The sequence below is a fragment of the Spongiimicrobium sp. 3-5 genome (assembly GCF_046557915.1).
Taxonomy (GTDB): Bacteria; Bacteroidota; Bacteroidia; order Flavobacteriales; family Flavobacteriaceae; genus JBHEBG01.
The window spans coordinates 1,142,749-1,164,751 of sequence record NZ_JBHEBG010000001.1 but is presented as its reverse complement, the minus strand read 5'-3'; the positions used below and the strand labels follow the sequence as shown (position 1 = coordinate 1,164,751).

The window sequence follows — 22,003 nt, the reverse complement described above, 5'->3', positions numbered from 1 at the left end:
TTTTAAAATGAAAGATTTACATTGAACAAAATGGATCTAGTGGACGGGTTGGTATAATAGTCCAGTCCTCTAGAGTTACCTACCCCAGCAAAATTTTTGTCTGGGTCTACCCCTTCAACATCTGTCCATAGAAATAAATTTCTTCCGGTAAGTCCAACACTCATTCCGGACAAACCTAGTTTATCGATGATCCCTTCATGAAAACTATAGCTGAGCGATATCTCCCTCAATCTGGTCCAGGTAGCATCTTCTAACCACAGTTCACTGAAACCTCTGTTTCCGGCACCGTTACCACGATACCAATTTTGTTCTAACAGTACCAGCCCTGCACCAAAATCGAATAGGTTTCCACGTACCACTTCTCCAGCGGAATAACTCGTTCCTGTAACATCGAGTATTCCATCCGAGGGAATGGTAACCTTATTACCGGATAATTTGCTATGTCCACGCTGAGAATCTACTTGCCTTGTTATATTGTAGAAATCTCCTCCTTGCGAATGGTCGAAAAGGACATTGAAGGAAAAGTTCTTATAACTAGCTTGTAGTCCAACGCTTGCGGTCCAATCTGGATTTGGATCTCCGATGACGTCAAATTCTGGAGCTCCTTCGGGAAAACCATTGGCATCCAATATGATACTACCATCATCGTTTCTTGGCAGCTTACCGCCGAACAGAGCCCCGATCTGGTGGCCTACGGCTGCTACGCCATCACCAACGCCAAAACCTGTTAATCTTTGTACATCTGCTCCATTAAGGCTGGTAACCTCATTTTTATTGGTAGCAAAAGTTCCGTATGGCATTAAGCTCCAATCTTCATTATCGGTAAACAATCTATAGTTAAATTCAAACTCAAAACCTTTGTTCTCTAGAGATGCCCCATTGGTGTATTTTCTTGTGAACCCGCTACTTGGGGAAGTATCAATTTCCAAAAGGATATCTTCCACTTCATTGGTATAGTAGCTAAAACTGGTAGACAATTTGTTCTCCAAAAACCGAAGCTCCAGTCCAAATTCCAGTTCGGTCTTTATTTCGGGTTTAAGGTTAGAATCGCCCAAATTATTATCGAGTCTAAATCCGCCACCATTGGCCACGGAAGTTAAATTTCCGAAAAGCCCTGAACTATAGGAGAAATCACCTTCATAGTTGGTAGCACTTCTAAAAACATCTGGCTGTATACCCACTTTTCCCCAACTGGCCCTTACTTTTCCAAAGCTCAAGAAATCATTTTCCCCAAAAAACTCCGCATTTGTAAACTGCCAAGCTGCTGACGCAGAAGGATAAAAGAATGGATCATTAATGGTTGAAGCGGCTTCTACCGTTCCTGAAAAATCCAAGAACAATTGCCTGTACAATTCTAAGTTTGCCGTAGCATAACCTCTATTAGATCTAATTATTTCTTGTCTGTTTTCTGCTTGGATGACCCTGGAATTGGTAAAATTGAAAATCTCTTCATTTACGATAAAGTCTCCCCCTGTTGTAGCAGTACTCTTAAACTTTCTGTCGTTTATATTCCACCCTAGAACAAAGGTTGTACTCAGGTTTTCGCTAAATTCCCTAACATATCTGGCTATAACATCCAGGTTTAATTGGGTTTCGGCAATAACTTCTTGGGTAAATCCTCCTTCGAGTCTAGGTCTTAAACCAGTTCTTGCAGAACCTCTAGGATAGAAATAAATTCTATCATCGGTATAGGTATCTATACCTCCCCTAACTTTTAGATTTAAACCCTCGGTAGGGAAAACGTCTAGCTCGGCAGCATAAATATGTCTGTTTACCACATTGGGCGATTTCTGTTTGTTGATCGTCCAACCGGGGTTATTGTAAAGGGGGTTGTCATTGGCCCCAAGGGAATTTCTATAACTTCTATGCCTTCCTGGGAACTCAGCGCCTGTGTCATCGGTGTAGGTACCCGTAAAATCTTCGTTATTAAAGCCAGCTGGTGTTCTGTTAAGCCCCAATAGAAGTCCGGCAGTATTTGAGTTCTGTTCTACCCTATTGGCCTTTACCCTAGAGAACTTTCCTCTAAATCCTACTTTGATAAAATCGTTGAACTTTTTGGATGCGTTCAAAGAAACCGAATGTCTACTGTAGTCATTATTTCTTACCACACCATTTTGATCGGTATTTCCAAGACTAAGAAATATGTTTTGATCGTTGTCTCCGCCGCTAATACTTAGAGATTGTTCAAAAAGTATTCCGGTTCCAAAGGCTTGGTCAAAATTTCTATCAACAAAGGTTTCTCTAGAGTTCTTTTGTAAAACGGGGTAGTAGGTCCTTCCCGTTTGGTCTCCCACAAAGAAGCCTCCAGAAGTATCAAATACATCTGCACCTCCCGATCTTGCCGATATTTCATCGCCCCAAGAGCGCACGTTGTTTTCTATAAAAACCCCATTGTTTCCCTGTCCATAATTTCTCTGTATCTCTGGGAGTACGTTTACTTCATCGAACCCAACTGTAGACCTGAAATCTACTTTAAATCCTCTTCGCCCAGATTTAGTGGTGATCACCACCACTCCATTAGAAGCCCGAGATCCCCATAAGGCTGCGGCAGAGGCACCTTTTAAAACTTGTAGTGTGGCAATATCGTTGGGATTAATATCGTTAAGACGCGATTGTTGTGAGGTACCGTTACCTGTGGCACTACTTCCACTACCCTGTCTACTGGTATTGCTGATAGGAATTCCGTCAACAATAATAAGTGGCTGGGTGCTACCAAAAATGGTATTGGCACCCCTAATCCTAATGTTGGAGCCAGAACCAGGATCGCCATTACTCCTTGTTATGTTTACCCCGGACATTTTGCCTTGGATACCGTTGGTAATAGAGGTCTCTCCCGATCTTACAATATCTGCAGCCTTTACCGTTGCCACGGCACTGCCCAGTTTATCTGTTTTCACTTCAAAGCCCAATGCAGTTACTACAACTTCTTCCAGTGCCTGAGCATCTTCCTTTAACACAGCATTCACTACGGTTTGTCCGTTTACCGGTATTTCCGCAGACGTATAGCCCAAATAACTAAACACCAAAATGGCGTCCGAACTATTTACTTCCAAGGAGTAATTACCATCAAAATCCGTAGTTGTTCCGATAGTGGTTCCTTTTACCACGATACTTGCACCGGGAAGGGGGCCTGCATCATCACTTACATTGCCCGTTACCTCCAATTGCAGGGATACTGATTCTGTTTTTAAAGGCACAACGTGCTTCTTCTTTAAGACTACCTGACGCCCATTTACTGCATAGTTTAGCCTTGAATTCTCCAAACACTTGTCCAAAGTTTTGTAAATGTTCTTGTTCTTTACAAAAAAGTTGTCCTTTCCTTCATTTAGCAGTGGTAGCACTTCATCTCCATACATAAAAACGAAATCACTTTGTTGCTCAATACCCTGAATCATATCGAGGAGGGTCGCATCCTTCAAATCCAGTTTTAACTTCGTGTTCTGTGAATAGGAGTTCGTAAATGAATAAAGCATGAAGAGTAGTAGAAACAGTGACAAGTACCTCATCAATTCTTTACTTTTGTCCATAAAATTCCCTAGGGAATCTGCTGGAAACAGTTTTTTTTCCATAATTTAGTTAGTTGTTATTAAACAATACCTGTATGTATTTACAGGCTTACTTAGCCAGGGTATGTTGGTAGCATACCTTGGTTTTTTTTACTTCAATATTAAATATTCATCGAGTTTAATTTTTTCATGTTTCAAGGAAGCGGCCAAAGCCAGATTTTCCATTGTCTTTTCAATGTCATCGTTTAGGTCCAGTTTTCCTGTAATCCTAAATTTTCTTTGAACCGCCTCGTCCAAATCTATCTTTACGTTGTAATATATTTCCAGTTTTTTGATTATTCTTTCCAACGGCTCGCTCCTAAATATAAATATCCCTTCTATCCAAGAAGTATAGTAATCGATATCTACTTTTTTCTTGTTCTTAATCTGCTTTTCTCTAACACTCCATTCAGCAAGCTCACCCGGCCTCATAACCGTTTTCTTTTCTTTGGAAAAAAGGGATTTTTTAGAGTTGTCCTTTAAATGTACTTCTCCTTCGGTAAGCACCGTTACCACACGATCATGAAAACCATATGAATTTACATTGAATTTGGTGCCGACAACTTCTATGGATAGATCGTTATCCTTGAATACTTTTACCTTAAACGGCTTTTCTTTATTTGATGCAACCTCAAAAAATGCCTCCCCATCCAAATAGACTTCGCGTTTTTCTTCAACAAAGCGTCTGGGAAAAACAAACCTTGAACCAGAGTTTAAATGCACTACGGTACCATCTGCCAATGTTAACTTGCTACGTTTGCCATAAGGAACAACAAGCTGATTTAAAACCAATTCCTCACCGTCGACCTTTTCCGCAATCTTTACGGTATCTTTCCCATTAATGACCGGTCCTTTGGAATCTTTATAATCAATTTCGGATTTTTTTTGGGCTATAGTAACCAGATTGTCATCTTCCAGTAATAATTTAGTTTCTAACACGGAGTCTATGGACACCTGCTTAAACACCTCTGTACTGTTCAGTTCTTTCCCTTCTTGTTGACTTCTATAATATAATATTGACCCTATCAGTACTACGAAAACCGCCGCATATTTAAGAAATCTTCTTAGGACAGGAACTTTTAGTTGATCTTTTTCTTTAAAATCCATTTTACCATATATGGACTGCAGAATCTCATGTTTCTCCTCAGCCGTTAGTTTCTCCTCTTTAGTGCCCAAAGCGGCCAAATACTCTTTGAGAGCCAAAATTGTTTTCTTTTCTTGGGGGTTTTTACGCATAAAACCCTCCCAATAATCATCGTTCTGGCCAGTGGGGTTACTAATCCATTCTATAAACTTCTCATCATCCAAATATTTGGAAAAAGAATCGTGCATAAACTTATTTATATAAGAGGGAAGAAATTACATGATCTGTGGACACTTTTTTTGAAGTTTCTTTTCAGATCTATTCTAAGTAGTGGTTGCAATATGCTCGCAAAGTCTAGAAAAGCTATTGTTTATACGGGGTAAGGCTAGTAGGTAAGGCTAGAATAAAATAAAATAATACTCTGATAATCATCGAAAGCTTTACTGTTTCGAAGCTTTTTAATTGCCCTATAGACTTGTTTTCTTACTGAATTATGATCTATTTTCACAATTTCCGAGATTTCATGGTAGGTAAGACCCATGGTAAACCTAAGATAAAGTATCTCTCTTTGTTTTGAGGATAGCGATTGTAATGCTTTTTTAATCAGTTTTATTTTACAATCGTTGATTTCTCCAAGAATTCTTTTATCCTCAATATTGTATTCTGGCTTAAACTCCAAGTTGGAAAACTCCATTATATCCACATTGCGCCTTTCTTTTTTAAGTTTTCTAAATATGGTATGTTTTAATGATTTTAAAATGTAGAATTTTATATTATTGGGTTCTGAAATACTATTTCTATGCTCAAAAATATCTATAAACACCTCTTGAATGCAATCCTTTACCAATTCCTTGTTAGCGTTAAGTTTTAGACCATAAGCGTACATATCATCAATACACAATTCATATACAGATCCGAAGGCTTTTTTATCGCCTTTCTTCAATTTTAACCAAAGACCTTCTTGTATCATCTAAACATGTGCTATATGTGTAATACTTGTTATAATTATATCCTAACAAAAAACACATTCCAACTGAAATATAAGATTTATTAACAGAGAAATAAAATTTATATCATCTTATCCTTACCATAACTTAAGATAACAAAGTACATCGTAATTTATCGCTTTGCCCATAATACGGATTTTAAGGGTTAACAGTGCTTACTACCCTCTACCTAGATCGTTGTCAATGTACTATCTTCATTAATTCTGGGAATTTTATAGATTTAGATTTAAAAACCCAGGCCTTAAAAATTTAGTTTAAAAACCATTGACCATAAAGGTAATTTCGATACTTCCAATACCAATGATGGTGTATTCTCCAATAGTTTGACAGAAAACATGGCAGATACCGTAACCGGCAATATTACCGACGGTTATACCCTATCAAAAATCCTTAAGGTTTCTGGCCGAATTCAAAATAGCTTAAATAATACCATATAGAAGTCTAGTTGTATTTTCTAAATTTTTCCAAAATCTCTTTAGAAGGTGCGCTCATGTATTTAGCAACCGTATTTTCGACCAAATGATATCCCTCGGGCAACTTTTCCAATAGCTGCGATTTGTTGTCAATGTTCCATTCTTCCTCTTCCATGGGTCCATAAGGTTCCTGCAGGTCCCAATATGTGCTTATTAACCAGTAAGCAAATTCTTGTACAATGACCCGCTGATGTACTTCCTTGGCTTCTTCCAGTATATCTTCATAACCATCAATATTGTACAACCCCAAATCTATGGCCTTGTTCATTGCAACGGTTACTTCGGATTTTGGATCGGTAAAACTCCAAGCTTCCGGCGCCGTTAGATGTAACCCTATGCTCGTAACATAGTGCAATAAGTGTTCTATCACTTCCATGGTCTGCCTACCGGTTCCATCTTTGTACATAATGATATCGCATACGGAATACTCGTTAGACAGTTTTTCCAGACCCTCATTAATGTCTTCCGATGCGGACTCATACCTGCCTTCCAATACAGGAATAACACTGCGGTACTGAAGCATGGTGTTTAACAATTCATGTTGTTTTTTAAGGTCTAACCCTGCGTCTTGCGGAAACATTTGATGAAAGGTTTCGGCCACTTCGTTCAAAAATTCATCTGGAACGGCCTTCATGCCCGCAAATAGGGTACCATAGGTCTCCATTTTTCTTGGAAAACCTACCACATTCATATCGTCACTTATAGTTACTGAAACATTGGAAAAATCTATGGTATCGTTGTTGTAAGGTTTGTCCACTAAAAAACCTCCTATTCTATCTTGTGTCTCATCCGTTTCTTCCGAAACCTCATCTTTTTGAGGTTCGGGCCCATTCTCGGTGTTGGATTTTGCATTTTTACAGCTTAATGTAAAAAACAGCACAACCACTAACACATAGTTTATGTTATAATTGATTTTTAAAAGTGTCATATGTATCGTTTTAAAATTTATAAGTTTCAATTAGAGAGTGATAGTCTGATCTGCAAATTGAAGTTTTTCAATATTTCTTAGAACGTTCTCCCCATCTCTATTCGCTATGTTATCAGCAACTGTCGTTACTCCACCGTCCGAATGCACAGTATACTCCTGAAAATTGCCCGAAAAGATCACCGTGTTAGCCCCTTCATTGCCCGTTATATCATTGTTCAATTCATTTACCCGGACATTTGTATTCTTGCTGCCCAACAACGTTATGTCCTTTAAATATCTGGAATGATGGGAATAGGGTATTGACCCGCTAAACCTTAATGAAAATGTACCTTCAAATTCCCCATCAATTCTAGCATTGTACGTTAAATAAGGATGAAAGAACTTGTTGTCCATTAATTCGTAGGCCATAGGGTCCTCATCTTTTATTTCGTCCCTTACCTTGGATACGTAAAGACCGTGCATACCTTCCGTTTCGCTTTCGGACCAAGCTCCCCATAAACCGTAATAAACGTCTATTACTGCTGCCAAATATTCTTGTGAAAGGCTATTTTCCTCATCCAACTCTTTGATCCAATCCGCTGCCCGCGCATCATTGGCCCAGAGCCCATTTGACAGCCCGTTTATCTGTGCCGCCCTAATTTCTTGCTGAAATTCAGGAGCTGCCCCAGGTAACGTATTAGGTCCGTCTACCCCTATGCCATGATCATGGACAAAATGTAATATCTCTTCGAAAGCAGCATCCCTATGCTCATAATTTTGATTCACATACCACGAATGCCCCTCTACCTGAATTTCATTTTTAAACAAGGGCTGCGCATTTACCCTTACCGGGTTTGCGCCATCATCCTGCCCGTTCATAAGGGCCAATACGGCATTATTTTCTGCCATTTTACTGGCAATGGCACTTTTGTCGCTTCCAAATTTAGAACCCGGGTAATCTTTTAAAAAGTGCTCTAGAATACCTCTACAGCGCACCACCTGTTCGTCCGTAATGTCATCTTGGACAACTATATGTATTGGTTTTCCGTTAGGCGCGATCACCTTGGTATATCTATTAAAATTATCGGTATATGCTTTTCCGAGCTCCTCCGGTACTGCCTCTATACCCAATGCGGTATTAAAAGTTTGTTGCTCTTCCGGGGTGACGGACGACTCACCAGTGGTTTTTGACCCACAGGCCATCATCAACAGCAAAGCCAGTGCCGATGTAAAGTATCTCTTCCCGTTTTTCATTGTTTCAATTTTTAAGTTATAGATGTGTTATAGTTATGTTTTTTTCTTCCTTAATCCATTCCAAAATATTGTATGTTTTTAGTGTGCTCATACCTGCCATTGGGCCAGATATGGATGGGGTATACATAAGCGTTAGATTCAAATATTTCCAATATCTCCGGGATTTTTTCCCTTAAAGCATCTCTGGTCTTCAGTCGCATCTCATCAGAAAATAAATCTACTTGCGAGTCTAGATAAGCGGCGGTAGCCAAATACACAAATTCTGTAGTTTTACAGGCATCATCACAGGTAGGGTCATCATAGGCGTAGTAGCCATTGTCATTGGCATATTTCCAAATTTTATAAAGTGTACTGCCATCACTTTCTTGATCACTAAAAACCTTGGGCACCATTTTTTGGAACCCTGCATTCATAATAATATGATGAATCTCTTCTTGCGAGGCATCCCGTCTTTCAGGATTATTTGTTTCTTCGGCCGATAAATCCTGAAGAGAATGCCCGGAAAAGCTCGCCATTATCTTAACCATGGCCATGCCCGAAAAACCGTCCTTGGACATAATGACCACAGGGTTGTTCTTTATCAAGGTTTCTTGCAATTTTAAATCATCAATTTGCCCGTTCTCGTCGTTATCCAACCATTGCGCCGTAACCTTAGCAGCGTGTTGTAGTTTTTCTTTTGGGACCCCATTTGTTCCATAAATGGTTATCGCATCGAAAATAACCGCTGATTTATCAAACATCCCAATTGGCGAATTTGACACGGGGTTTTCCTGATTTTTAAATTCGTCGGGGTTTGTCAATTGTAGGTAAGCAAATCCTGCTACGAGCAAAACAAGTATTGCTATCAGTATTTTTTTTATCCATTTCATCTCTTTACATTTTATTTTTGTTTTTACGGGCTTTATGAAAACCCGATTATATGACCTATGTATATGGCAATCATTCCCAGTACTATAAGCAATCCGTAAGCTTTTATCGAAAACTTTATCCATTGGGCAAAAGAAACTTTACAGGCCATCAGAATGGCCATTAATGCCCCGTTGGTAGGTGTTATTAACTCGGCCAAACCGGCGCCATATTGATAGCACAGCACCATAAGTTGCCTCGGTACCTCCATAAGATCTGCAAGTGATGTTAGCAATGGCATGGTGAGCACTCCCTGTCCGCTTACGCTGGGAACGGGGAAATGAATAAGCGATTCCATAAAGGTGATCCCTCCTAAAGAAACCGCCGTTGGTAACTGCGATAATGGCGAAAAAAGATTGTTCACCAGTGTATCGATAATTGCGCCATCTTCCAAAACCACATATATGGCCCTGGCAAAACCTATGAGCAGCCCTGCGTATGCCATGTCCTTAAACCCTTCTACAAAAGATTTTACGGTTCCTGAACTACCTAGACCCCCTAAAAGGCCACATATTATGCCCGACAAAAAAAACAAGGCCGTCATTTGCTCAAAGTCCCAATCCCAGCGAGACACACCAATAATCAGGAAGGCAAAGGTTGCTACTATAACACCAAGAATGGCCTTATGGGCTTTTGAAAAGGGTTTAGAATCGATTACGGCATTGGTCTCCGGTGCTTTTTTAGTTTTATAGGCCCACCTCCGAACAAGTAGGAAATAGCAAAACACTGCTAATATTAAAAACACACTTCGGTATGCCGCACCAGATAACAGGGGTATATCGGCAATTTTTTGCGCTATTCCCACCTGAAATGGGTTTATTGGGCTGAACGCCGATCCTACCATGGCCGCACCAATACTTATTGCCGCAGCCGTAAGGTTATCAAAGCCAAAACGCTTGCATAGCAACAGCAGCACGGGCACCAGAGGTATAATCTCTTCCTGAAAATTTTGAATGGCCCCCAAAGAGGCGAAAAGAACCACGCAGACCGGTATGATCATCATTTCTTTTGAACTAAACTTAACCGCCAACCAATCTACGGCCGCATTCAACGCTCCCGTTTTATTGATTACCACAAAAGAACCACCTACCAAAAAAACAAAAAAGATAACGGAAGAAGCCTGTTGCATACCCTTTGGGATAGCTACCAGCATCTCAAAAAATGTCACCGGACTAGAAACTTCGGTATGGTAAGAATTGGCAACTACTATCTCCCGTCCGGTCGCTTCGTTTATTTGTCTATCAAATTTTCCAGCAGGAACAATATAGCTTGCTATCATAGCAATAAATATAAATGCCGATAGCAATAACAAGGGATCCGGAAATTTGATTCTTCGCAGCATTTTTATAGGTCGAATCGTTCTTTTAATGCCTCTTTGATTCGCTCTAAGCCTTTAAGGATGTATTCTTTTCGCTCCCCAATACCTATTCTAAAATGCTTGTCCATTCCATAGCAATCACCTGCCAGAATAAATACACTCTTCTCTGTACGCAACCATTCTGCCAATTCAGTAGAATTGATGTCCAGATTATATTTTATAAATAGCATTCCACCTCCCTTGGGCTCGGTATATTCAAATAGATCGCCATAGTGGTCTAACCATGCTTTTACGGCCTTCAAATTTTGGTTCAACATAGTTCTATTTCTGGTCAGAATTTCCAAACGCTTTTCGGGCCGTAGGGCGATCTCGCCAATAAAATGGCTCATGACCCCTGCTGTGATGGAAGTATAATCGTGATATGCCCAAGTGTCCGCTATAAGCTCTTCGGGCCCTACCAACCATCCCAACCGAAGACCGGGCAAGGCATAGGCTTTGGATAAACCTCCGTTTACCATTACCTTATCGTACATACCCATAAAACTCTCAATAGTTTTACCGTTTAATTCGGCGCCTCTATATACCTCGTCGCAATACACCCAGGCATCTACCCCTTTGGCAATGGCCACAATCTCTTGCATTTCCTCCGCAGTAAGGGTATATCCTGTGGGATTGTTCGGGTTGCATAATGCAATCATTTTTGTTTTTGGGCCCACTAATGTTTTTAGTTCTGAAATATCTGGCTTCCACTGATTTTCCTCCCTAAGGTGAAACGCTTTGGGAACGCAACCCATTTCCTCGGCTATTCCCCAAATCTGCATGTAGTTGGGCACCATCATCACTACCTCGTCCCCCTTTTCCAATAGAGTATGACAAGCAATGAAATTAGCTTCGGAAGAACCATTGGTAACCAATACACTTTCTTCATTTGCCCCGTTATACATATCACTTATCCTTTTACGCAGAGGGATAGAGCCATTGGTCTGTCCGTAACCCAATACGGTATTGGTCAATTCACCTATTTGTTCCGTAGTTAGTAACTCATTAAGGGTGTACGGATGAAAACCGCTTTCGGTAAGGTTAAAATCGACCGTATTTTCAAAAAGCGATTGTACTCTTTCTAGTTCAAAAATTGGAATGTTCATCATGCTATGCGTTGTTATTAGTTATTGTGTTTATTGCCTGCTAGTTTCTAAATTTAGGTGCCCGATCAATCGTACCAGATGTCTTTCAAAAGGGATATCTCTTGGGCAAATGTTCTTCCGTCCACGGATAATATCACTTTGTATTGTCCGGGACCTACTCTAGTATATTTATATTGCTTGTCCGTTAGTCCTGGCACAAAATGTACACGGGTCCGAAGGGAACGGCCGTATCTGTCTACCTCTTCGGTAGGGGTAGGGAAAATTTCTACCGTATCGTAATAATCAAAAAACTCTTCTTCCTCGGCCAGCTCTTTTTGTTCATTTTCCCAATTCTCCATTTCTTTATCCGTTCTTGGCTTTCGCTTTGTCATCCCCCATTGTACAGTATTTATTCCTACTCGGTTCGTCCCGATTATTTCATTTATTAGCTGGTCACCATCATAGATTGACAATTTTACTTCACCTTCTATCGGTTCCTTTAGATAATAGTTGATACCTACCCCTGCAGGTTCATTCTCCCCGGTAAAATTCTGCGCGCTAATGGCGGGTTGCCCTGTCATTCTCCATTGTACTTTTGGCTCAACACGAAACAAGTGAACATCCTTGTTTATCACCTCCGAGGTCAGCTCTTGCAAGGGGGAAATGTCCGCAATAAAAATGCTCCGTCCATGGGTTCCTACAACCAAATCGTTTTCCCTAGGATGTATTACCAGATCATGTACAGCGATTGTGGGCATATTGTTTTTCATTTTGGTCCAATGTTGCCCTGCATCCAAACTGGTATATACTGCCTTGTCCGTGCCAATAAACAGAAGGTTCGGGTTTTTATGGTCTTCTTTGATAACGTTAACGGATTCATTGGGAAGGCCCTCAGCTATGGAGGTCCAGCTCTTTCCGTAATCGGTAGTTTCATAAATAAAAGGGCGAAAATCATCTTGACGCAATCCGGATAGGGTTACATATGCCTTGCCAGCGGTATGGCTCGAAACTGTTATCCGAGTAACCCAGTAATCTGGGTATCCATCTATATTTTGATTTAATTTTGCCCAACTTTCACCCCCGTCGGTCGTTACATGAACGCTGCCGTTATCCGCACCTGTCCAAATAACCCCTTTTTCTATTGGGGATTCGGCCATAGTAGTCAATGTGCCATATAAAAAAGGGCCAAAACCTTTTTTATTTTCACTGAATCCGGCCAGATCGGGGCTTATCTCTTCCCAATTATCGCCCCTATCCGTAGATCGTAAAATCTTTTGGGCACCAACGAACAAAGTGTTGCTATCGTGGGGTGAAATCAGTAAAGGGGTATTCCAATTAAACCGAAGACCCTTGGCATTATCGCCCATAATGGTTTTTCGGTCCCCCGTCTTTTGGTCTATACGCGTAATATGGCCAAATTGGGCCGCTGAGTATAACCATCTACTGTCGGAGGGGTCGACCAAATTAGAAAATCCATCACCTCCATTAACGTGCTCCCAATCCTCGAAACGAATGGGAAAACGCCCTTTTTTTGTACTCGGACCTTTCCATGAACCAAAATCTTGGGTACCTCCATAGACATTGTAGGGATAATCCATATCTATCCCTATGGCATAAAACTGTCCCATGGGCAGCTCATCCGGATGATACCAATTTTTACCGGCATCATGGGAAATGGCCATACCATAATCGTAACCCAAAAGCATATGCCCGGAGTTGTTGGGGTTTATCCAAAGCACATGATTGTCTCCCGCATAGCGGATATGTTGTGCCCAGGTCTTGCCACCGTCATAAGATTCGTGAACAATTGGGCTTAATGCATAGACGTGTTGATCATCATTGGGGTCAACAATAACTTGGCCGTAGTAGTTAGATCGGTTTCCAATACTTTCACCATCTGCACTGACCCGCTGCCAATGTTTGCCGGCGTCATCACTTCTATATATTTCATGCACATTGGTCTGTTCATGACCCGCAGATGTTCGGACAACATCAACCGTAGCATACAATATATTTGGGTTTTTAAGATAGACATCGATTCCTATTTTCCCGAGTTTTCCACTTGGCAATCCATTTTCAAGTTTTTTCCAAGATTTTCCGGCATCCATTGATTTGTAAATACCGCTGCCAACACCTCTTGTTTTGAACATCCAAGGCTTGCGGATTCGATCGTAGGTTACGGCATATAGGATATCTGGATTGTTTGGATCCATTTTAATTTCGGTAGCCCCAATATGAGTTCCCTCTATTTGTATATCTAAAGATTTTTTCCAGGTTTTACCTCCATCTGTAGTTTTATAAATGCCACGCTCGGAGTTTTCGGAATAATAATGTCCTTGGGCCGCCACATAAACAATGTTGGGATCGGTGGGGTGAATGAGCAACCTACCTATATGATGGGATTCTACCAACCCCATATGCTCCCAAGTTTTAGCACCATCGACGGATTTGTAGACCCCGTTACCATAGTATGTACTGTTTCTGAGGTTGGCCTCACCACTACCTACCCAAACAATGTTATCATCGGATGGGGCTATGGCTACATCTCCCACCGAGGCAATATTCTCATTATCAAATACCGGATAAAAGGTATTTCCGTTGTTTTCGGTCTTCCAGATACCGCCAGGACCCGCCGCCACATAAAATGTAAATGGGTCTTGTTTGGAAATTGCAAAGGCAACCACCCTACCTCCTTGTCTGGTTGGCCCTATCTGACGATAATGCACACTTTTCAACAGCTTTTCTGTATCCGCTTGCGCCTTAATCCCACTGGGAATTACACAAAGCAGACAGAAAATGCATATTTGATGGATATTAATTTTTTTGATCTTCATTACAATGGTCTTTTAACATAGGAAATAGCTATTCTAAAGCCCGAATGATCATCGGCACTGTCCGGTTCAAAACCTTGTCTGGCATCTACCCTGATATTATGGCCCATGGCTATCTCATCCGGAGTTTGGTCAAACCTACCCGCGGAGGCAGACCAAAGCCCTCCCTTCATTAGTTTTATATTGTTCTCTTCCAGATTAATGGGGTTTGTCTCCAATTCCTTTCCATAAGTATATTTAGAATCATAGACCCACTGCCGTACATTGCCCACCATGTCCAAAGCGCCGATCGGAGACATGCCCATGGGAAAACTACCTACTGGCGAGGTAACGGCATAACCATCATTTACACCAAAATGTACCAGCGCTTCACCCGTGCCCGAAAAGTACTTATTGAAACTCTCGTCCGCATAATTTGCCCTAGTTCCATTAGGTACTTCATTGCCCCAGGGATACGTGCGTAAATCATTGCCCCTGGCCGCATATTCCCATTCTGCTTCGGTGGGTAAAGTGAACTTTAAGCCCGTTTTTGTTGATAACCATTGGGTATAGGCAATACAATCAAACCAAGTAACATTGACCACAGGGTGCTGTTCGTTGATAGTTATTTCGGGAAATTTGTCCAATACGTTTTCCTTAAAGGCATTGTCCCAGTTATGTCCAAATTTTGTTTCGAACGCCCGCAACCTCAATTCATAGACCCAAGGACCGGAGTGTCCTTCTTTTTCTACTTGCGTAACATAACTTGTTTCCTGTACAAATGCTCTGAATTGGGCAATTGTAATTGGTGTTTTGCTTATCCAATAATGACTTAGGTCTACCTTATGCTGCGGAGCGGCGCCAAACGAATTCAATTCGGGTACGGCATCATCGGTCAATAGGTCATTCCCCATAACAAAGCTTCCTTGAGGCACATAAATCATAACAATTCCATAACCAAAAGTGGCTTCCCAATGGCCTTGCTCGTTTTTTGAAATCGATTTTGCCTTTGTCTTCACTTCTTCAAATTCTTTTTGCTGTACCTCAACGGTACCATTGGGCGCATCAGTACTTTTATTTGCATTCTTACATCCTGCAAATAGAAAAACAAGGCATAAAAAAAGGCGACTTAATCCCATGGTGTTATCCTTTAGCTTTTTTCGATCTAATCCATTCATTTATCTTATTTTCCAACAGGGCCAATGGAATGGAACCAGTTTCCAACACCTGATTGTGAAACTCTCGGATATCAAAATCATCACCCAAAGCCGCTTCGGCCTTAGCACGGAGTTCCCTTATTTTTAATTGTCCAATTTTATAGGACAGTGCCTGTCCGGGAATAACCATATATCGTTCTATCTCAGAAATAATGGAGGTCTCCGATGCCGCTTCATTGTCCAATGAATACTCTATTGCTTGTTCTCGCGTCCACCCTTTTGAATGCAGCCCTGTATCTACCACCAAACGGATGGCCCTGTGCATTTCGGCATCCAACATCCCAAAATACTGGTATGGGTCTTCATACAGCCCCAGTTCTTTGCCCAACGATTCGGTATATAATGCCCAACCTTCATCATAGCCGCTGTACGACTGTGTTTTTCTGAAATGAGGTAATTCTTCGTTCTCTTGTGTTAGGGATACTTGATAATGGTGTCCTGGAATGGCCTCATGTAAAAAAGTGGATTCGTCCAAATAGGTGTTGTATTCTGTAACATCGAGAATTGGGGTATAGAAAACCCCCGGGCGTGTACCATCCAAAGAACCTGGGTCATAATGCGCACTTGCCGATGCTTCTCTAAAAGCTTCTACCTGTTTTACCTCAAAAGCTGTTTTAGGTCTTTTATCGAACAACTTTTCCAATTGCGGTTTCATGCGATCATGGATGGCATAAAAATTATCGATAACCTGTTGTGCTTCGGTGAAAGGCATTAACTCCCTATTGCTTCTAACGTAGTTAAAAAAAGATTTTAGATCGCCCTTATAGCCCACCTCGGCCTTCACCTCCTCCATTTCGCTTAAAATACGTTTTACCTCAGAAAGTCCTATCTGATGAATTTCATCGGCTTTCATATCGGTAGTCGTATTTACTTTTATCAAGTAATCATAGTAGGCTTCTCCTTGTGGAATATCAGAAATTCCGGAAGACATTCTCCCGGCATCCAAATAGTCCGTACTCATGTAGTTATACATATTTTTATAGGCAGGGATAATCTTTTCAGATATCATTTTGGAATAGGCCGTAGTAAGTTGGTCCTTCTCCCGTTCGGAGAAATTTTCGGGAAAATTTTTTATAGGAGCATAAAATATGTGTTCATCCAAATTATCATTTATGAGCACTTTCAGTTGTGGGAGTGCCTTTACGATCAATGATTTAGGAAGTACATAACCCGCTTTTACGCCTTCTTTCATTTTGACTTCGGCGGAGGACATCCATTCTAAATATTGATCCAAACGCTTTAACCAATCCATATAATCTTGCACGGTATTAAATGGTACGGCACTTTTGCCACTTGCCAGTTGTCCTATAGTAAGATTAAAAGAATTGAACTGGTCAATAGGCATCAGATCAGATCTGTAATTGAACCCTTCTAGGTTAACCTCAAAGTCCCAAGTCAGTATTGCCTTGGTCATTTTTTCATTTTCAGAAAGTGAAGTATCATCAAATTCCTCCAATCTACTTTTGTATTTGGTATAGTACGCTTTTGTTTTATCCGTAAATTCATCGGAAAGTATATTGGGTAATTGGTCGTTAAACCTATAATCTCCCTGAAAAGTAGCATCCAACGGATTTAAACGAAGGCCTTCCTCATAATAATCCATTAAAAACGCTTCAAAATCGGTTGCAACATTATTGTTGTCCTTTTCGATTTTTGGCTCTGTCTTACATGCCACGACCAAGGTTGCAATGCAAAGTGTCATCCAATATATTTTAAGTTTACCCATGTTTTTCATTTTCAGGTATCAATAGACTGTAACGGTTACTTTTTCTATGGTAGGAGAATGCGAGGTAATTACTGTGTTTTCGGCAAAGCCCATAATACCAACATCTATTTTGTCATCAGCGTTTAACTGCCAATCGTCCGCTCCTTCTTTATTTATGGCCTTGCTCTTGCCAACCTGCACGCCATCCAAAAATAGGCCCAGGCTATTGTGGTCGGCACAATACTGAAGTGTTAGGGTTGCTTTCTCCTTTGATTTTGGCAATTTTTTGAACTGTACATCATCGGGGTCAAAGCCCAAACGATTTTTGATCAACTGTGCCTGCACGAATCTAAATTCACCATTAATGGCTGCCATATTGCACTCATAAACCTTTGGTGATTGTCCTTTTTCAACAGGTCTGCCCGCAAACGGACCAACACCTACTTGCGCTTCCTTACCCCCGTTTGTGTTCCAATAAATAGGTACATTTACAACAACAGAAAATTCCCAGGACCTGTTGTAAGGCATTTGGTTTTTATAAAGTTTCCAAGCTTCCAAAGCATTGGAGACATTATCGGAATTTGCTGTGAGCTGGCCTTTTCCGTTTACAATTTGGATATCGGCATCATGTGATTCCCAACGTGTGCTTTGCGTAAAATACTCGTTAAATCCCTTATCGAACTCATAGGTTTCGGTACTGCTTGGCTTATCCGAGGATAGATTACAAGCTTTGGCATCGGGTAAATAATTACTTGGCTGTCCGCATGAGGTAAACGAAATTGCCAAAAGGCATACGGTTAAAATTGTTGTTTTCATTATTCTTGTGTTTTGATCAAATTATCTTATCTATTTCTTGGGGTATAGGAAATTGCTATTCGAAACCCCATATGGTCATCGGCACTATCGGTTTCATCCGAAGGTCTAGTATCCGTTCTTATGTTATGTCCCATTTCTATTTCATCGGGGGTCTGTCCAACTCGGCCGGCCGAACCACACCAAAGACCTCCTTTTTCCATGTTTTCGCCATTTTTTTCCGTGTAAATTGGGTTGCTCACCTCTTTTACCTCATCAGGATTTAAGGTGTAGTGCGAATCATATACCCATTCTGTTAGATTCCCGGCCATATCCATGGCACCAACTGGTGATCTGCCATTGGGAAAGCTCCCAACGGGCGAGGTTATGGCAAAGCCATCGTTGACTCCATAATGTACAAGTGCCTGCTCTGTCCCTGGAAAGTATTTATTGAATGTCTCATCGGCATAATTTGCCCTGGTACCATCGGGTTCTTCATTTCCCCATGGGTAAATTCGGCCATCCGTACCTTTGGCGGCATATTCCCATTCCGCTTCCGTTGGCAGCGAAATTTGTAAGCCTGTTTCCTCCGAAAGCCAGTTGGCATATGCTATGGCGTCGTTCCAGGTAACGCTGCTCACCGGATGTAGATCATCAATAGTGATTTCCGGAAATTTTGCAATGACATCTTTAAATGCATTGTCCCAATAATAACCGTATTTGGGCAAAAATCCTTTTTCCTTAAAATCATAGACCCATGGCCCGGTATGCCCCTTTTCCAAAACTTCGGTCTGGTATTTTGTTTGATTTACAAACGCCCTAAACTGTCCTATGGTAACGGGCGTTTTACTTATCCAATAGTGACTTAAATTCACTTTATGTTCTGGCAATGCTTGTTCAATTTTATTATTGCCCATGGTGAAAGACCCTTCAGGCACATAGATCATTACTATATTATGGTCAAAGGTTGCTTCCCAGTGGCCCGATTGGTTTTTCTCAAAAGAGAGGGCCTTTTTTTTCACAAATTGCAGTTCTTCTTCTTGAGTTCTTATATTTTCCATTTGCCCATTAAAACTAGGATTGGAACCACCCAATTTACATCCGGCCAACATCGTTATCACAGTTATAAAAAGCACCTTTATCATTTCTGTTTTTAATTTTCCCATTTCATGTCATCTTAATCGTAAAAAGCAAAACCTCCGTACACCTAACCAATTTTATTGCTTAAGGTATACGGAGGTTATCCGTAAAAAAATAACTTATTTTCCCTATTGTCTTCCTTACGATAGAAAATAAGCCTGTGGCATATTACCACACTATTTTAATCCTTCTAAAAATACAATAAAATTGACAAAATTCTTCGTTCTTATCATAGAAATCCATTGATTTTTTATAAAACTAAATGTTCATCACTTGCGACCTCTTTTTCCAAAATATAAACGCCACTACTACTGCAGATAACGCCAGCGCCACCCCAAATTCACCAGTAATGTATTTGGTAATACCGGTGTCTTCGGTTACCACATCCAAATACCCTTGTACAAACAAATTATGGACACCATGAATGATTACCGCTGTCCATAGGCTACCCGATCTTAACCGGAGCCAGGCGAATAGAAAACTCACTCCCAAAACCAATATGAAAAACATAATTAAAGAATAGCCCCAGCCTGCACCGTTATTGTAATCCGAGAATACTATTCCGGGAACGTGCCACAATGCCCAAACAAAACCAGAAATCAATGAAGTTTTTAGAAAGTTCATTCTTTTAGAAAGTTCCGGGACTAAAAAACCCCTCCATCCTATTTCTTCCCCTAAGGCCGATAGACAGCTTAGGGCCAAACCAGAGGTCCAAAAAACTAGTATGTTCTCTTCAAAATTTGAGGGCACAAACTTGCCAAGACCTGTAACCCAAACTATGGAATAAGGAATCAATGCATATGAGATCGGTATTAAAAGGCTTAATAAAAGATATTTGGCCTTCCCTAGTTTCCAGCCCAATCCTCTAATATTTTTATCAAAGATCAGTACGGTTATTATGGCCGAAATACCAGGACACCACATTAATCCAAAAACCAGGTTATCCGCTTCTTTCAATGATTCCAAGGAGAGGATCATTGCATAAAAAACAGCACTTAGCAAAAACGTTAACAATAAAAATGTCCAGATTTTTTTCATCTACATGAAGTTCATTTATTCCAATAATTTCTTGATTTCGTCATCATAACCTGTCATTTCCCAACGGGTGAGTGCAAATGGTATTGAACCGGAGGCAAAAAATTCGTCCATAAAGGTTTTTAGGTTAAAGTCATCCCCTAACTGGTTGGCACGATCCCTAAAAAGCTTCATGAATTGCACCTTCCCTACCACCATAAGCATATGATGCCCTGTACCACGAAGGGTAGTAGCCATTTCGTACCATAAATGGTGGCTATCCTCCAATAGCTCGCCGTGAGGTGCATTGGCTACACAATAGTCTACTGCATCTTCCAACGTCCATTCCTGACTATGCATGTACACATCCGAAAGTGCTCTTACGGTACGAAAAGCAGCCTGTTCATAGGCAATTTCCTTGCTTCTAGGAGAGCGCCCATCCAAGTAACCGGCATATACCATTAATTCTTCCAAGGCAAAAGCAAAACCCTCATGCCTGGCCGTAGCAATTTTATAGGGTGGAATACCCCCTCTGATGGGATGGGGATTCCGTTGTGCCCGTAGTTCATCAAAATGATGCCCAACCATTTCGTGGGTTTCCTCCATTACGGATTCGCGATGTGAAAAGTTGAAGAAATAATCGTGTTTTTCAGGCCAAGGATTTTCAAATCCATGCCAAGCACCGAAATAACCTTCCGGGGTAAGGTAATCCTCGACTGTGAAGATTTCCTTATCTTTAAGAAAGTCCATGATGTGGTCTATGGATTCCTTAACACTCTGCTTATACTCCTCTTGCGACCGTACCGGTTTAAGTCTGGGTAAATGCCTGTTTTTATTTTCCTCGAGTCGTTGAAATGTAATGACCCTATTATCTTCCAATTCCACAATAGTCCGTATCTCATCCCACGTATAGGGAAAGAGATATACATTCTTCATCAACCAGTTATAGTTTTCCTTACCAACCCCGGCTTGGGCGGTCATATTTTCCTTATTCTTCGCTAACCACTTACCATAGTTCTTAACCGCCGTTTCCGCATTTTTTGCATCTTGGACCAAATCTGGATGATGTTCTGCAAGTAGGGGTGCCAAATGGGTGTAGATAGCGATTTCTTCATCTAGGTGTTGAAGTGCCAGTGTAACAAAATCGCCGGCTCCTTCAACGAGGTTCTGCTTGGCCTGTTCAAAAATCTTGGGAACGGCTCTTAGGCGTGTAGTAAACCCCGCCAATTTCTGGTCGCTCATTGGCATGCCCTCAACTTCTAAGACCCCTGATCGGGTTGGACCACTGCCTTCTTGGGATTGTAAATAAAAACTTGGGTCCCTGGCCCATGGGCGCACTACACGATATTGAAATTCCATGCCATTCATTTCTGCCCGTACCAACTGGTAATCTATTTGCTGAGATACTGGCCAGGTTGTTACATCTATTGCTTGGAGTTGTTTTTGAAAATTTCCAAGTCTATTTTTCTGTTGTAAAATGGCATCCGACGTGTAATCTGGAACCCCATTTTCCATTTTTGGCTCCCTGAACGCCCTAAATTCGTTTAACAAACTTACCAGGTCGTTGTAATTTGTAGTAACTGCCACTTTGTTGGTAGTTTCTTTGGCTTTGGAATTTTTATTGACCTCCGAGCAAGCGGATATAACCAAGCATAAAATGCCTGCGAAAACGATATTCAAGTTTTTAAATAGGTCCATAAATTGATT

General features: G+C 40.9%; 15 protein-coding genes. All 15 read right to left on the bottom strand.

Going from position 1 to position 22,003, the window contains the following annotated elements:
• Positions 1-2 precede the first annotated feature (2 nt).
• Positions 3-3,569: a SusC/RagA family TonB-linked outer membrane protein gene (locus ACEQ81_RS05170; RefSeq protein WP_411029780.1), complete on the bottom strand. Its 3,567-nt coding sequence runs from the start codon at positions 3,567-3,569 to the stop codon at positions 3-5.
• 87 nt (positions 3,570-3,656) lie between these two features.
• Positions 3,657-4,877, bottom strand: a complete 1,221-nt coding sequence (locus tag ACEQ81_RS05165) for a FecR family protein (RefSeq protein ID WP_411029779.1) — start codon at positions 4,875-4,877, stop codon at positions 3,657-3,659.
• A 137-nt stretch (positions 4,878-5,014) separates the two neighbouring features.
• Positions 5,015-5,599, bottom strand: a complete 585-nt coding sequence (locus ACEQ81_RS05160) for an RNA polymerase sigma factor (protein ID WP_411029778.1) — start codon at positions 5,597-5,599, stop codon at positions 5,015-5,017.
• A 478-nt stretch (positions 5,600-6,077) separates the two neighbouring features.
• Positions 6,078-7,037, bottom strand: a complete 960-nt coding sequence (locus ACEQ81_RS05155) for a hypothetical protein (RefSeq protein WP_411029777.1) — start codon at positions 7,035-7,037, stop codon at positions 6,078-6,080.
• Between the two features lie 30 nt (positions 7,038-7,067).
• The gene (locus ACEQ81_RS05150; protein WP_411029776.1) at positions 7,068-8,270 is read right to left on the bottom strand and encodes a hypothetical protein; all 1,203 of its coding nucleotides are present in this window, start codon (positions 8,268-8,270) and stop codon (positions 7,068-7,070) included.
• A gap of 50 nt (positions 8,271-8,320) precedes the next feature.
• Positions 8,321-9,139, bottom strand: a complete 819-nt coding sequence (locus tag ACEQ81_RS05145) for a hypothetical protein (protein WP_411029775.1) — start codon at positions 9,137-9,139, stop codon at positions 8,321-8,323.
• A 32-nt stretch (positions 9,140-9,171) separates the two neighbouring features.
• Positions 9,172-10,518, bottom strand: a complete 1,347-nt coding sequence (locus tag ACEQ81_RS05140; RefSeq protein WP_411029774.1) for a YfcC family protein — start codon at positions 10,516-10,518, stop codon at positions 9,172-9,174.
• Positions 10,519-10,520: 2 nt separating this feature from the next.
• Positions 10,521-11,642: an aminotransferase class I/II-fold pyridoxal phosphate-dependent enzyme gene (locus ACEQ81_RS05135; RefSeq protein WP_411029773.1), complete on the bottom strand. Its 1,122-nt coding sequence runs from the start codon at positions 11,640-11,642 to the stop codon at positions 10,521-10,523.
• A gap of 62 nt (positions 11,643-11,704) precedes the next feature.
• Positions 11,705-14,452 (bottom strand): WD40/YVTN/BNR-like repeat-containing protein, encoded by a 2,748-nt coding sequence (locus ACEQ81_RS05130; protein WP_411029772.1) that lies wholly within the window; start codon positions 14,450-14,452, stop codon positions 11,705-11,707.
• Entirely contained in the window at positions 14,452-15,606 is a 1,155-nt protein-coding gene (locus tag ACEQ81_RS05125; RefSeq protein ID WP_411029771.1) for a formylglycine-generating enzyme family protein, read from the bottom strand. The genes ACEQ81_RS05130 and ACEQ81_RS05125 overlap by 1 nt, the downstream gene beginning before the upstream one ends.
• Positions 15,572-17,371: a DUF885 domain-containing protein gene (locus ACEQ81_RS05120; RefSeq protein WP_411029770.1), complete on the bottom strand. Its 1,800-nt coding sequence runs from the start codon at positions 17,369-17,371 to the stop codon at positions 15,572-15,574. The genes ACEQ81_RS05125 and ACEQ81_RS05120 overlap by 35 nt, the downstream gene beginning before the upstream one ends.
• 18 nt (positions 17,372-17,389) lie before the next feature.
• Complete coding sequence (locus ACEQ81_RS05115) at positions 17,390-18,166, bottom strand: hypothetical protein (protein ID WP_411029769.1); 777 nt, start codon at positions 18,164-18,166, stop codon at positions 17,390-17,392.
• Positions 18,167-18,192: 26 nt separating this feature from the next.
• On the bottom strand, positions 18,193-19,308 hold the full coding sequence (locus tag ACEQ81_RS05110; protein WP_411029768.1) for a formylglycine-generating enzyme family protein: 1,116 nt from the start codon (positions 19,306-19,308) through the stop codon (positions 18,193-18,195).
• Between the two features lie 232 nt (positions 19,309-19,540).
• A complete protein-coding gene (locus tag ACEQ81_RS05105; RefSeq protein WP_411029767.1) occupies positions 19,541-20,320 on the bottom strand; it encodes a CPBP family intramembrane glutamic endopeptidase in 780 nt (259 codons plus the stop codon).
• A gap of 15 nt (positions 20,321-20,335) precedes the next feature.
• Positions 20,336-21,994 carry a DUF885 family protein gene (locus ACEQ81_RS05100; protein WP_411029766.1) on the bottom strand — a complete coding sequence of 553 codons (1,659 nt, stop codon included), beginning with the start codon at positions 21,992-21,994 and terminating at the stop codon, positions 20,336-20,338.
• Positions 21,995-22,003: the final 9 nt, after the last annotated feature.